Source organism: Enterobacter cloacae complex sp. P42RS, from assembly GCF_014930595.1.
Lineage (GTDB): Bacteria > Pseudomonadota > Gammaproteobacteria > Enterobacterales > Enterobacteriaceae > Enterobacter > Enterobacter bugandensis.
In genome coordinates, this window is sequence record NZ_JADBRK010000006.1 from 168,662 (window position 1) to 182,383 (window position 13,722).

At 56.2% G+C, this 13,722-nt stretch carries 13 protein-coding genes; 11 read left to right on the forward strand and 2 right to left on the reverse strand.

Annotated elements, in window-relative coordinates; all coding sequences use genetic code 11:
- Positions 1–13 precede the first annotated feature (13 nt).
- The 5 genes from cyoB to IM314_RS10830 all read left to right on the forward strand — a co-directional run bounded on the left by cyoB (position 14) and on the right by IM314_RS10830 (position 5,344).
- Positions 14–2,005 (forward strand): cytochrome o ubiquinol oxidase subunit I, encoded by a 1,992-nt coding sequence (gene cyoB, locus IM314_RS10810; RefSeq protein WP_193358876.1) that lies wholly within the window; start codon positions 14–16, stop codon positions 2,003–2,005.
- Positions 1,995–2,609, forward strand: a complete 615-nt coding sequence (locus IM314_RS10815) for a cytochrome o ubiquinol oxidase subunit III (RefSeq protein WP_003859057.1) — start codon at positions 1,995–1,997, stop codon at positions 2,607–2,609. The genes cyoB and IM314_RS10815 overlap by 11 nt, the downstream gene beginning before the upstream one ends.
- Positions 2,609–2,935, forward strand: coding sequence for a cytochrome o ubiquinol oxidase subunit IV (locus tag IM314_RS10820; RefSeq protein ID WP_006176899.1), 327 nt, complete (start codon positions 2,609–2,611; stop codon positions 2,933–2,935). The genes IM314_RS10815 and IM314_RS10820 overlap by 1 nt, the downstream gene beginning before the upstream one ends.
- An 11-nt stretch (positions 2,936–2,946) precedes the next feature.
- The gene (gene cyoE, locus IM314_RS10825) at positions 2,947–3,834 is read left to right on the forward strand and encodes a heme o synthase (protein WP_003859062.1); all 888 of its coding nucleotides are present in this window, start codon (positions 2,947–2,949) and stop codon (positions 3,832–3,834) included.
- Between the two features lie 148 nt (positions 3,835–3,982).
- Positions 3,983–5,344 carry an MFS transporter gene (locus IM314_RS10830; protein WP_193358875.1) on the forward strand — a complete coding sequence of 454 codons (1,362 nt, stop codon included), beginning with the start codon at positions 3,983–3,985 and terminating at the stop codon, positions 5,342–5,344.
- Between the two features lie 32 nt (positions 5,345–5,376).
- Here the strand turns inward: IM314_RS10830 and IM314_RS10835 are convergent, their stop codons facing one another.
- Positions 5,377–5,868, reverse strand: a complete 492-nt coding sequence (locus IM314_RS10835; RefSeq protein WP_193358874.1) for a YajQ family cyclic di-GMP-binding protein — start codon at positions 5,866–5,868, stop codon at positions 5,377–5,379.
- 121 nt (positions 5,869–5,989) lie between these two features.
- Here IM314_RS10835 and panE point away from each other — a divergent pair, with 121 nt between their 5' ends.
- Together panE and yajL are read left to right on the forward strand one after the other, a co-directional pair.
- Complete coding sequence (gene panE, locus IM314_RS10840) at positions 5,990–6,901, forward strand: 2-dehydropantoate 2-reductase (RefSeq protein WP_041911083.1); 912 nt, start codon at positions 5,990–5,992, stop codon at positions 6,899–6,901.
- Positions 6,864–7,457, forward strand: a complete 594-nt coding sequence (gene yajL, locus IM314_RS10845; protein ID WP_045259897.1) for a protein deglycase YajL — start codon at positions 6,864–6,866, stop codon at positions 7,455–7,457. Before panE ends, yajL begins: the two co-directional genes overlap by 38 nt.
- A 539-nt stretch (positions 7,458–7,996) precedes the next feature.
- On the opposite strand, the gene thiI is transcribed toward yajL, so the two are convergent.
- A complete protein-coding gene (thiI, locus tag IM314_RS10850) occupies positions 7,997–9,445 on the reverse strand; it encodes a tRNA uracil 4-sulfurtransferase ThiI (RefSeq protein ID WP_193358873.1) in 1,449 nt (482 codons plus the stop codon).
- A gap of 178 nt (positions 9,446–9,623) precedes the next feature.
- Between thiI and xseB the strand changes: the two genes are divergently transcribed.
- The 4 genes from xseB (at position 9,624) to IM314_RS10870 (ending at position 13,690) form a co-directional block, all read left to right on the forward strand.
- Entirely contained in the window at positions 9,624–9,866 is a 243-nt protein-coding gene (gene xseB, locus IM314_RS10855) for an exodeoxyribonuclease VII small subunit (RefSeq protein WP_003859094.1), read from the forward strand.
- The gene (gene ispA / locus IM314_RS10860) at positions 9,867–10,766 is read left to right on the forward strand and encodes a (2E,6E)-farnesyl diphosphate synthase (RefSeq protein WP_028012152.1); all 900 of its coding nucleotides are present in this window, start codon (positions 9,867–9,869) and stop codon (positions 10,764–10,766) included.
- 24 nt (positions 10,767–10,790) lie between these two features.
- Positions 10,791–12,653 carry a 1-deoxy-D-xylulose-5-phosphate synthase gene (gene dxs, locus IM314_RS10865; protein ID WP_047367605.1) on the forward strand — a complete coding sequence of 621 codons (1,863 nt, stop codon included), beginning with the start codon at positions 10,791–10,793 and terminating at the stop codon, positions 12,651–12,653.
- 62 nt (positions 12,654–12,715) lie between these two features.
- Complete coding sequence (locus IM314_RS10870) at positions 12,716–13,690, forward strand: aldo/keto reductase (protein WP_028012150.1); 975 nt, start codon at positions 12,716–12,718, stop codon at positions 13,688–13,690.
- The last annotated feature ends 32 nt before the right edge of the window (positions 13,691–13,722 follow it).

The following is a 13,722-nucleotide window of genomic DNA, read 5'->3' on the forward strand; positions in this document are numbered from 1 at the left end:
GCCGAGGAAGAAAATGTTCGGAAAATTGACACTGGATGCAGTGCCCTACCATGAACCGATTATCATGGTTACGGTGGCTGCAATTATCATTGGTGGCGCGGCCTTAGTTGGCCTGATCACTTACTTCGGTAAGTGGAGCTACCTGTGGAATGAGTGGCTGACTTCGGTTGACCACAAAAAACTCGGTATCATGTACTGCATCGTCGGTATCGTCATGTTAATTCGTGGCTTTGCGGATGCAATCATGATGCGTAGCCAGCAGGCACTCGCGTCTGCGGGCGAAGCCGGCTTCCTGCCACCGCACCACTACGATCAGATCTTTACCGCCCACGGCGTTATCATGATCTTCTTCGTGGCGATGCCGCTGGTAATCGGTCTGATGAACGTTGTCGTTCCGCTGCAAATTGGCGCGCGCGACGTAGCGTTCCCGTTCCTGAACAACCTGAGCTTCTGGTTCACGGTTGTCGGTGTAATCCTGGTTAACCTGTCACTGGGCGTGGGCGAATTCGCACAGACCGGCTGGCTGGCTTACCCGCCGCTTTCGGGAATTGAGTACAGTCCGGGTGTAGGCGTTGACTACTGGATTTGGGCGCTTCAGCTCTCCGGTGTCGGTACTACCCTGACCGGTATCAACTTCTTCGTGACCATCCTGAAGATGCGTGCACCAGGTATGACGATGTTCAAGATGCCAGTATTTACCTGGGCATCTCTGTGCGCCAACGTACTGATTATCGCGTCGTTCCCAATTCTGACCGTCACCATCGCGCTGCTGACCCTGGACCGCTACCTGGGCACCCATTTCTTCACGAATGATATGGGTGGCAACATGATGATGTACATCAACCTGATTTGGGCCTGGGGTCACCCGGAAGTGTACATTCTGGTTCTGCCTGTTTTCGGTGTGTTCTCCGAAATCGCGGCAACCTTCTCGCGTAAGCGTCTGTTTGGTTACACCTCTCTGGTGTGGGCAACCGTGTGTATTACCGTTCTGTCGTTCATCGTTTGGCTGCACCACTTCTTTACCATGGGTGCGGGCGCGAACGTAAACGCCTTCTTCGGTATCACCACCATGATTATCGCCATCCCTACCGGGGTGAAGATCTTCAACTGGCTGTTCACCATGTACCAGGGCCGTATCGTGTTCCACTCAGCAATGCTGTGGACCATCGGCTTCATCGTGACCTTCTCCGTAGGTGGGATGACCGGCGTACTGCTGGCGGTGCCAGGTGCTGACTTCGTTCTGCACAACAGCCTGTTCCTGATTGCGCACTTCCATAACGTTATCATCGGCGGCGTAGTCTTCGGCTGCTTCGCAGGTGTGACTTACTGGTGGCCTAAGGCGTTTGGCTTCACGCTGAACGAAACCTGGGGTAAACGCGCGTTCTGGTTCTGGATCATTGGCTTCTTCGTGGCGTTTATGCCGCTGTACGTGCTGGGCTTCATGGGTATGACCCGTCGTCTGAGCCAGCAGATCGATCCGCAGTTCCACCCAATGCTGATGGTTGCAGCGGGCGGTGCAGCGCTGATTGCCTGCGGTATTCTGTGCCAGCTGATTCAGTACTACGTGTCCATCCGCGACCGTAACCTGAACCGCGACCTGACCGGTGCCCCTTGGGGTGGCCGTACGCTGGAGTGGGCAACCTCTTCTCCACCACCGTTCTATAACTTTGCCGTAGTGCCGCACATTCACGAGCGTGACGCATTCTGGGAAATGAAAGAAAAAGGTGAAGCGTACAAGCAACCTGAGCATTACGAAGAGATCCATATGCCGAAAAACAGCGCTGCGGGCATCGTGATTGCCGCTTTCGCAACGGTATTTGGTTTCGCAATGATCTGGCACATCTGGTGGATGGCGATTGTTGGCTTCGCTGGCATCGTAATCAGCTGGATTGTGAAGAGCTTTGACGAGGACGTGGACTACTACGTACCAGTCCGTGAAGTTGAAAAGCTGGAAAATCAGCATTTCGACGAGATTTCTAAAGCGGGGCTGAAAAATGGCAACTGATACTCTGGCGCACTCAACTGCCCACGCGCATGAACATGCGCACCATGATACAGGACCGACCAAAGTCTTCGGTTTCTGGATCTACCTGATGAGCGACTGCATTCTGTTCTGCTGTCTGTTCGCGACCTATGCCGTTCTGGTGAACGGCACAGCGGGCGGCCCGACCGGCAAGGACATTTTTGAACTGCCGTTCGTTCTGGTTGAAACCGCACTGCTGTTATTCAGCTCCATCACCTACGGCATGGCGGCTATCGCCATGTACAAAAACAACAAGAGCCAGGTTGTCTCCTGGCTGGCGTTGACCTGGCTGTTTGGTGCTGGCTTTATCGGGATGGAAATCTATGAATTCCACCACCTGATTATGGAAGGCTTCGGTCCGGATCGCAGTGGCTTCCTGTCCGCGTTCTTCGCGCTGGTGGGTACCCACGGTCTGCACGTGACCTCGGGTCTGATCTGGATGGCAGTACTGATGTTCCAGATCTCCCGCCGCGGCCTGACCAGCACTAACCGTACCCGTATCATGTGCCTGAGCCTGTTCTGGCACTTCCTGGACGTGGTATGGATCTGCGTGTTCTCTGTTGTCTATTTGATGGGGGCGATGTAATGAGTCATTCTAACGATCATGGCGCTTCCCACGGCAGCGTAAAAACCTACATGACAGGTTTCATCCTGTCGATCATCCTGACGGTGATCCCGTTCTGGATGGTGATGAGCGGTTCTGCGTCCAAGCCGGTTATCCTGGGAGCAATCCTGGTGACCGCGGTGATTCAGATTCTGGTGCATCTGGTTTGCTTCCTGCACATGAACACCAAGTCCGATGAAGGCTGGAATATGACTGCCTTTATCTTTACCGTGATTATCATCGCTATCCTGGTAGTCGGTTCCATCTGGATTATGTGGAACCTCAACTACAACATGATGGTTCACTAAGAGCGGCGAGTATGTTTAAGCAATACCTGCAAGTCACGAAACCAGGCATCATCTTTGGCAACCTGATCTCCGTAATCGGAGGGTTCCTGCTGGCCTCTAAAGGCAGCATTGATTACACCCTCTTTATTTACACGCTGGTCGGTGTGTCACTGGTGGTTGCGTCCGGTTGTGTATTTAACAACTACATCGACATGGATATCGACAAGAAGATGGAAAGGACCAAGAATCGGGTGCTGGTTAAAGGCCTGATTGCCCCTTCCGTCTCGCTGGTGTACGCCACCTTGCTGGGTATTGCTGGCTTTATGCTGCTGTGGTTTGGTGCTAACCCGCTGGCCTGCTGGCTGGGGGTGATGGGGTTCGTGGTGTATGTAGGCGTCTACAGCCTGTATATGAAGCGTCACTCCGTCTACGGCACGCTGATTGGTTCTCTCTCCGGCGCTGCGCCGCCGGTGATTGGCTACTGCGCCGTCACGAACGAGTTCGACAGCGGTGCGCTCATCCTGCTGGCTATCTTTAGCCTGTGGCAGATGCCGCACTCCTATGCCATCGCGATTTTCCGCTTCAAGGATTATCAGGCAGCGAATATTCCGGTTCTGCCGGTCGTGAAGGGCATTTCAGTTGCCAAGAACCACATCACGCTCTACATCATCGCTTTTGCCGTGGCAACGCTGATGCTTTCTCTGGGCGGTTACGCCGGATATAAATATCTGGTGGTAGCAGCCGCGGTGAGCGTCTGGTGGCTCGGCATGGCCCTGCGCGGCTACAAGGTGGAAGATGACAAAGTCTGGGCACGCAAGCTGTTTGTGTTCTCGATTGTCGCCATCACCTCCCTGTCCGTGATGATGTCCGTAGACTTCATGGTGCCGGACTCGCAAAACCTGCTGACTTACGTCTGGTAAGTTTATGTGATGATGAAAAGGGTGCTTCGGCACCCTTTTTTATTCACGAAACCTATTAATTACGCATGTAATATTTGTTAAATAAGCCTTTATTTACCCCGCCCCTTCCCCGCACTACACTATGGCCTGCTTTTAAACTGAGGTGGTAATGAACGATTATAAAATGACGCCGGGCGAGCTGCGTGCGACCTGGGGTTTAGGGACTGTTTTCTCGCTGCGGATGCTTGGCATGTTTATGGTCCTGCCCGTTCTGACCACGTACGGCATGGCGTTACAGGGTGCCAGCGAAGCGCTGATTGGTCTGGCGATCGGTATCTACGGCCTGGCGCAGGCAATTTTTCAGATCCCCTTTGGCCTGCTCTCTGATCGGGTGGGCCGCAAGCCGCTGATTGTCGGCGGGCTGCTGGTCTTTGTACTCGGGAGCGTTATTGCCGCCCTCTCCCACTCCATCTGGGGCATTATTTTGGGCCGCGCCCTGCAGGGCTCCGGGGCGATTGCCGCCGCGGTGATGGCGCTACTGTCAGATTTAACCCGCGAGCAAAACCGCACCAAAGCGATGGCGTTCATCGGCGTGAGCTTTGGCGTGACGTTTGCGATTGCGATGGTGCTCGGTCCCATCATTACGCACAAACTGGGTCTGCACGCCCTGTTCTGGATGATTGCGGTGCTGGCGACCATCGGGATCGCACTCACCCTGTGGGTTGTGCCAGACAGTAAAAATCATGTCCTTAACCGTGAATCCGGGATGGTTAAAGGCTGCTTTAGCAAAGTCATCGCCGAGCCGCGTCTGCTAAAGCTTAACTTCGGCATTATGTGCCTGCATATTCTGCTGATGTCCACCTTTGTCGCCCTGCCCGGTCAGCTTGCCGCAGCAGGTTTCCCGGCGGCCGAGCACTGGAAAATTTATCTGGTCACGATGCTGATTTCGTTTGTCTCTGTCGTGCCGTTCATCATCTACGCCGAAGTGAAGCGCAAAATGAAACGCGTCTTCGTGGGCTGCGTGGCGTTACTGCTGATTGCCGAGATTGTGCTCTGGGGCGCTGGCCCGCACTTCTGGGAGCTGATCGCAGGCGTGCAGCTGTTCTTCCTGGCGTTTAATCTGATGGAAGCGCTGCTGCCGTCACTAATCAGCAAAGAGTCCCCCGCTGGTTACAAAGGCACGGCAATGGGCATTTACTCCACCAGCCAGTTCCTCGGCGTGGCGATCGGCGGGTCGCTCGGCGGCTGGGTGGACGGTCTGTTTGATTCACAAACCGTGTTTCTCGCGGGCGCGCTGCTAGCAACAGTCTGGCTGCTGGTTGCCAGCACCATGAAAGAGCCACGCTACGTGAGTAGCCTGCGGGTAGAAATCCCGGATGACGTGGAGATTAGCGACGCGCTGAAGCAGCGTCTGGAAGGAAAAGAAGGGGTCACAGAGGTGCTGATTGTTCCCGAAGAGCGCAGCGCTTATGTCAAAATTGACAGCAAAATGACGAACCGCTTTGAGGTGGAGCAGGCGCTGAAGGCCTGAAAAAAAGCCCGGTTTAACCGGGCTTTTTTGTCTTAATCGCGGAAGTTTTTAAACTGGAAAGGTTGACCCAAATCCCCGCCGCGCACCAGCGCCATCACGGACTGGAGGTCATCGCGAGATTTACCGGTCACGCGAATTTCTTCGCCCTGGATCTGCGCCTGCACCTTCAGCTTGCTGTCTTTGATAAGCTTCACGATCCTCTTCTGCACCGCGCTCTCGATGCCCTGCTTCAGTTTGGCTTCTACAAACCAGTTCTTACCGCTGTGGACAAACTCGTCCGGCACGTCCAGAGACGTTCCTTCGATGCCACGTTTTAACAGCTTGGCGCGCAGAATGTCGAGCAGCTGATTCACCTGGAAATCAGACTCGCTCAGCACCTTAATGGTCTTATTTGCGTCGTTCAGCTCAAACGACGCCTCAACGCCACGAAAATCGAAACGTGACTCAACTTCGCGGGTTGCGTTCTCAACGCCGTTGCGAACTTCCTGGATATCAACTTCGGAAACAATATCGAAAGATGGCATCTTTTCTTCTCCCTTCACTTTTGTTGCGTTGCATAATACCCGCTACGAGGCATAACTCAACAGAAGCTTAGCTGTATAATTAAGCTGTAACACCTGGCGCAGTTGCAGGTGAGGAGGAACAATGAAAATTACGGTGCTCGGATGCGGAGCGCTCGGCCAGCTGTGGCTGACCGCGCTGTGCAAGCACGGACATGAGGTTCAGGGCTGGCTGCGCGTGCCCCAGCCCTATTGCAGTGTCAACCTGATTGGTGAAGACGGAAGCATTTTTAACGAATCCCTCACCGCAAACGATCCTGATTTCCTGGCGCAAAGCGACCTGTTGCTGGTGACGCTCAAGGCGTGGCAGGTCTCAGATGCGGTTAAGACTCTGGCCGCGCAGCTCCCCCCCACGTCCCCCATTCTGCTGCTGCATAACGGTATGGGAACCCTTGATGAGCTGAAAAGCGTCCCGCAGCCTCTGCTAATGGCGACCACCACCCACGCTGCGCGTCGCGACGGGACTATTATCGTGCATGTCGCCAGCGGCGTGACGCACATCGGCCCGGCCAGAACACAGGATGGCGACTACAGCTATCTGGCCGATGTTCTGCAAAAGGTCTTGCCGGACGTCGCCTGGCACAACAACATCCGCCCTCAGCTGTGGCGCAAGCTGGCCGTAAACTGCGTGATCAATCCGCTGACGGCGCTGTGGAACTGCCCGAACGGGGAGCTGAAAAACCATCCGCAGGAGGTGGCGTCCCTGTGTGCAGAAGTCGCGTCGGTCATTGAGCGAGAAGGCCTGCACACCTCAGCAGAGGATTTACGCTGTTATGTCGAGCAGGTTATTGAGAGTACGGCTGAGAATATCTCCTCGATGCTGCAGGACGTTCGGGCATTACGCCATACGGAGATAGATTACATTACCGGCTATCTGCTAAAGCGCGCCCGCTCGCACGGCATCGCCGTGCCGGAAAACGCCCGTCTGTATGACCTGGTTAAACGTAAGGAGAGTGAATATGAGCGCGTCGGCACTGATTTGCCTCGCTCCTGGTAGCGAAGAGATGGAAGCGGTCACCACCATTGATTTACTGGTACGTGGCGGCATTAAGGTAACAACCGCCAGCGTAGCCAGCGACGGCAATCTGGCAATCACCTGTTCACGAGGGGTGAAAATACTGGCAGACGCACCGCTTGTCCAGGTTGCTGACGGCGACTACGACATCATCGTCCTGCCCGGCGGCTTAAAAGGCGCGGAATGTTTCCGCGACAGCCCGCTGCTGGTTGAAACCGTGCGTCAGTTTCATCTGTCGGGTCGTATCGTCGCGGCAATCTGTGCCGCCGCTGGAACAGTTCTGATTCCGCACGACATCTTCCCCATCGGCAATATGACCGGCTTCCCGGGGCTTAAGGATACGATCCCGGAGGAGCATTGGGTGGATAAACGCGTTGTCTGGGATCCGCGCGTCAACCTGCTAACCAGCCAGGGACCCGGCACCGCGATTGATTTTGGCTTAAAGATTATTGATCTGCTGGTCGGGCGGGAGAAGGCCTACGAAGTGGCGTCGTCGCTGGTGATGCCGGCGGGGATTTATAATTACTATGAAGAGTAGTGCATAAAAAAAGCCGGGTGGCGCGAGGTAAAAGCAAAACGGCAACCTTTGGTTGCGCCCTCTCCCTGTGGGCTGAGGGATCCCCACAAAATAATACCTGCACGGACAACCCCCTCTCCCTTTAGGGAGAGGGCTGGGGTGAGAGGGAACATACGGCTCTGGTGGCCATTCCGTTCACTTTATGTTCCTTGCTACTCTGTAAGGACATGGCCGGTGAACGTGCCAGGGCGGCTCAATCGCCGCCGCCCTGGCGACCCGGGCTCCCGGCGGTAAATCGCCGCTTCGCGGTGCCTTCGGCTTATTCCTTTCGGCTTGTCGGGGACGGGCGGAGGTAACGTCCCTGTAAAGCCCGCCCTCTCGGCGCATCCATGCGCCTCGCCCCGGCCTACAGGAAACGCCTCAGCGATTTACAGCCGGACCAGGACATCGCTGTAAGTTATTCATTTCTCTGAAGCAATGTTCATCGCTTCAGGTATAAAATTACTGGGGATTTCTCACCCCTGTGGGAGAGGGTCGGGGTGAGGGCACCAGGCCGCACGCTACGGACGATACACCTTCACATTCGCGAATCCCTGCTCGCGCAGGTACAGCGCCTGCAGGCGGCTCATCACCCCGCGCTCACACCACAGCAGATACGTTTTGCTCTGATCGAGGTCGCCAAACTTAGTGCTCAGCTTGTAGAACGGCAGAGAAACTACCTCCACGCCTTCCACCTTCAGCGGCTTGTCATCCTGCTCGTCAATGGAGCGGATATCCAGAATCGCATCGTTCGCACCGAAACCGCTCACGGTTTCCACTTCAACCACTTCCTGCTCGGTCTGCTGGGCAATCTCGCGGATGTCGATGTTGGACGCTTCTGCCACTACTCTTTCCAGGATGCTGAAATCGAAGTTCTCTTCTTCCGCTTCGATCTTCGCCTTCACTGCCTTGACGGTCGGGCTTTTTGAGATCACGCCGCAGTATTCCGGCATGGTGCGGGCAAAGTCTTCGGTGCCGATTTCGCGCGCCAGGTCGATGATGTGCTCTTTATCGTGGGAGATCAGCGGACGCAGGATCAGCGTGTCTGATACGTTGTCGATCAGACGCAGGTTAGTCAGCGTCTGGCTGGAGACCTGGCCCAGCGCTTCGCCGGTGACCAGCGCCTGCACGCCGTAACGTTCGGCGACTTTGGACGCAGCGCGAACCATCATACGTTTGAGGATCACGCCCATCTGGCCGTCATCCACTTTTTCAAGGATTTCGCCCACTACCGACTCAAAGTTGATCGCCACAAAACGCACGCGGTGGGAACTGCCGAAGCGGTTCCAAAGGTAATGCGCCACCTGACGAACGCCAATTTCATGCGCCGCGCCGCCGAGGTTGAAGAAGCAGTAGTGCACGCGGCAGCCGCGACGCATCAGCATGTAGCTGGAGACGCCGGAGTCGAAGCCGCCTGAGATCAGCGACAGCACATCTTCCTGCGTGCCGATCGGGAAACCGCCAATACCTTCATAACGGCCCTTAACCAGCAGCAGACGATCGTTCTCGATCTCAAGGTTAACGGTGACGTCCGGGTTAGTCAGACGCACGCGCGCCGTCTCAACATGCTGGTTCAAACCGCCGCCAACGTAACGTTCCACTTCAATGGAGCTGAATTCGTGCTTACCGCGACGCTTCACGCGCACGCAAAAGGTTTTGCCTTCGATCTGATCGCGGTACTGAACCAGCGCTTTTTCGAAGATATCGTGCATATCGCTGAACGGGACATCTTCTACCTCCAGGATATGGTGGATCCCCGGAATACGGGTCAGGGCGTCGCGAATATCCTGACGTTTGTTTTCGTCTTTCGCGCGGACTTCAACGTGGTCCCAGTGACGCACCACGGCGAGCGTTTCGTCGTAGTGTTTTAATACGTTACGAATGTTCCCGGTGAGAATTTTAATAAAGCGCAAACGCACAGATTGGCTTTTGATGGTGATTTCAGGGAACAATTTAATGATAAACTTCATGGCGGCAATGTTTCTTAGGCAAGCTTATAAAGGCTTGTAGTGGAAAATGATACAGCAGCCCACACCCGTGGCTGCATCCAGGCGCGCAAGTATACCACCATCGCGCCACTCGCGTTATTTGATAATTGCCCCGAGTCCGTTACCATGTTGGGGCGAAGAATATAAGAGTTAATTCACTATGCCGAAAAAGAACGACGCACCGGCCAGTTTTGAAACTGCGCTGAGTGAGCTTGAGCAGATTGTTACCCGCCTCGAGAGCGGCGATTTACCGCTGGAAGACGCCCTCAACGAATTTGAGCGCGGTGTGCAGCTTGCGCGGCAGGGGCAGGTAAAACTCCAGCAGGCCGAGCAGCGAGTGCAGATCCTGCTTTCCGACAGCGAAGACGCTAAAACCACGCCATTCACACCGGACGCCGAGTAAATGGATTTTACCAACGCGCTTCAGGCGCGCGTCGTTCGCGCCAACGACGCCCTGCGCCGTTTTATTGAGCCGCAGCCTTTTCAGAACACTCCACTGGTTGAAGCCATGCACTATGGCGCACTCTTAGGGGGTAAACGCCTGCGTCCGTTCCTGGTGTATGCCACGGGCAATATGTTTGGCATCAGCGATAATACGCTGGACGCCCCGGCTGCCGCCGTGGAGTGCATCCATGCCTACTCGCTGATCCACGACGATCTCCCGGCGATGGACGACGACGATCTGCGCCGGGGTCAGCCAACCTGCCACATTAAGTTTGGCGAGGCGAATGCCATTCTGGCGGGCGATGCCTTGCAGACGCTGGCGTTCTCGATTCTCAGTGATGCGCCGATGGCGGAAGTGGCCGACCGCGACCGCCTGGCGATGATCTCCGAACTGGCAATGGCCAGCGGCGTGGCCGGCATGTGCGGCGGCCAGGCGCTGGATCTTGAAGCGGAAGGACGTCAGGTTAATCTGGAACAGCTGGAGCGTATTCATCGCCATAAGACGGGCGCGCTTATTCGTTCCGCCGTTCGCCTGGGCGCGCTGAGCGCGGGTGAGCAAGGGCGCAAAGCCCTGCCGATTCTGGACAGATACGCAGAAAGTATCGGTCTGGCATTCCAGGTTCAGGATGACATTCTGGATGTGGTGGGCGATACTGCAACATTGGGTAAACGTCAGGGTGCGGATCAGCAGCTTGGCAAAAGTACCTATCCCGCCCTGCTGGGTCTTGAGCAAGCCCAACGTAAAGCCCGGGATCTGATTGACGATGCCCGCCAGTCGCTGAATGAGCTGGCCGCGCAATCGCTGGATACCTCGGCACTGGAAGCGCTAGCGGACTATATAATCCAGCGTGATAAATAAACTATATATCTCGATGAGCCTTTGATGAGTTTTGATATTGCCAAATACCCGACACTGGCGTTAGTTGACTCCACCCAGGAGTTACGTCTGTTGCCGAAAGAGAGTCTGCCGAAGCTGTGTGACGAGCTGCGTCGTTACCTGCTCGACAGCGTTAGCCGCTCCAGCGGCCACTTCGCCTCCGGGCTTGGCACGGTTGAGCTGACCGTGGCGTTGCATTACGTCTATAACACGCCGTTCGATCAGCTTATCTGGGACGTGGGCCACCAGGCTTATCCGCACAAAATTCTGACCGGACGTCGCGATAAAATTGGCACCATTCGTCAGAAGGGCGGCCTGCACCCGTTCCCGTGGCGCGGTGAGAGCGAGTATGACGTGCTGAGCGTCGGCCACTCCTCAACCTCCATTTCTGCGGGCATCGGTATTGCCGTTGCCGCCGAGAAAGAGAACAAGCAGCGCCGCACCGTCTGCGTGATTGGCGACGGGGCCATCACCGCCGGGATGGCTTTTGAAGCCATGAACCACGCGGGCGATATCAAGCCGGACATGCTGGTTATCCTCAACGATAACGAAATGTCGATCTCCGAGAACGTCGGCGCGCTGAACAACCATCTGGCGCAGCTGCTTTCCGGCAAGCTTTACTCATCGCTGCGGGAAGGCGGGAAAAAAGTTTTCTCCGGCGTGCCGCCGATCAAAGAGCTGCTCAAGCGTACCGAAGAACACATCAAAGGCATGGTCGTGCCGGGCACGCTGTTCGAAGAGCTGGGCTTTAACTATATCGGCCCGGTGGACGGGCACGATGTGCTGGGTCTGGTGACCACACTTAAAAACATGCGCGACCTGAAAGGCCCGCAGTTCCTGCATATCATGACCAAAAAAGGGCGTGGCTACGAACCGGCGGAGAAAGATCCGATCACCTTCCACGCGGTGCCAAAGTTCGACCATACCAGCGGCTGCCTGCCGAAAAGCAGCGGCGGAATGCCAAGCTACTCAAAAATCTTTGGCGACTGGCTGTGCGAGACGGCGGCAAAAGATAACAAGCTGATGGCGGTCACGCCTGCCATGCGTGAAGGCTCCGGCATGGTCGAGTTCTCCAAAAAATACCCGGACCAGTATTTCGACGTCGCCATTGCCGAGCAGCACGCGGTCACCTTCGCGGCGGGCCTGGCGATTGGCGGCTACAAGCCGGTGGTGGCGATTTACTCCACCTTCCTGCAGCGCGCCTACGACCAGGTGATCCATGACGTTGCCATCCAGAAGCTGCCGGTGCTGTTTGCTATCGATCGCGCGGGCATCGTGGGGGCCGACGGCCAGACGCACCAGGGGGCGTTTGATCTCTCCTTCCTGCGCTGCATCCCGGACATGGTCATCATGACGCCAAGCGACGAAAACGAGTGTCGTCAGATGCTGTATACCGGCTACCACTATCAGGACGGCCCCTGCGCGGTACGTTATCCGCGCGGCAATGCCCTTGGCGTTGAACTTCAGCCGCTGGAAAAGCTGGAGATCGGTAAAGGTCTGGTGAAACGTCGCGGCGAAAAAGTGGCGATCCTGAACTTTGGTACGCTGATGCCGGAAGCGGCAAAAGTCGCTGAAACCCTGAACGCGACGCTGGTGGATATGCGCTTTGTGAAGCCGCTCGATGAATCTCTGATTCTGAGCATGGCAGAAAGCCACGACGTGCTGGTCACGCTGGAAGAGAACGCCATCATGGGCGGTGCGGGCAGCGGCGTTAACGAGGTACTGATGGCGAACCGTAAATTGGTTCCGGTGCTGAACCTCGGCCTGCCGGACCACTTCATCCCGCAAGGCACTCAGGACGAGGCGCGTGCCGACATCGGCCTGGACGCCGCCGGTATCGAAGCCAGAATCCGCAGCTGGCTGGCCTGATCCCTCCCCTTTTCTGCTCCTGCTATGCTTAAACGTATTGTTTAAACAGCAGGAGCGGAACCATGCAATACACGACATTAGGAAAAACGGACCTCAGGGTGTCCCGGCTTTGCCTGGGCTGCATGACCTTTGGCGAGCCTGACCGGGGAAACCACGCCTGGACGCTGCCGGAAGAGAGCAGCCGCCCTATCATCAAGCGCGCCATAGACGGCGGCATCAACTTCTTCGATACCGCCAACAGCTACTCTGACGGCAGCAGCGAAGAGATTGTGGGCCGCGCTCTGCGTGATTTTGCTCGTCGGGATGAGATTGTGGTCGCCACCAAGGTGTATTACCCGTCAGGCGATCTGGCTGAAGGCCTCTCTCGCGCGCAGATCCTGCGCTCCATTGATGACAGTCTCAGACGCCTGAACATGGATTACGTCGACCTGCTGCAAATTCACCGCTGGGATTACAACACGCCAATTGAAGAAACCCTTGAAGCGCTGAACGATGTCGTGAAAGCGGGTAAAGCGCGCTATATCGGCGCGTCGTCAATGCACGCATCTCAGTTTGCTCAGGCGCTCGATCTCCAGGCGCAGCACGGCTGGGCACGCTTTGTCACCATGCAGGATCACTACAACCTGATTTACCGGGAAGAAGAACGCGAGATGCTGCCGCTCTGCTACCAGGAAGGCGTGGCGGTGATCCCGTGGAGCCCGCTGGCGCGCGGACGCTTAACCCGTCCGTGGGGAGAAACCACGGCGCGGCTGGTATCGGATGAAGTGGGTAAAAATCTTTATTCCGGTACCGAAGCCAGCGATGCGCTGATTGCCGAACGTTTAGCCGGGATCGCCGACGATATCGGCGCAACGCGCGCGCAGGTGGCGCTGGCGTGGCTACTGGGCAAGCGGGGTGTCGCCGCACCGATTATTGGTACATCGCGGGAAGAACAGCTGGACGAGTTGTTAAGCGCGGTGGATTTATCGCTGACGCCGGAGCAGGTTGCCGAGCTGGAGACGCCGTATCAGCAGCATCCGGTGGTGGGGTTTAAGTAAACACTTGCCGGGTGGCGTACGCTTACCCGGCA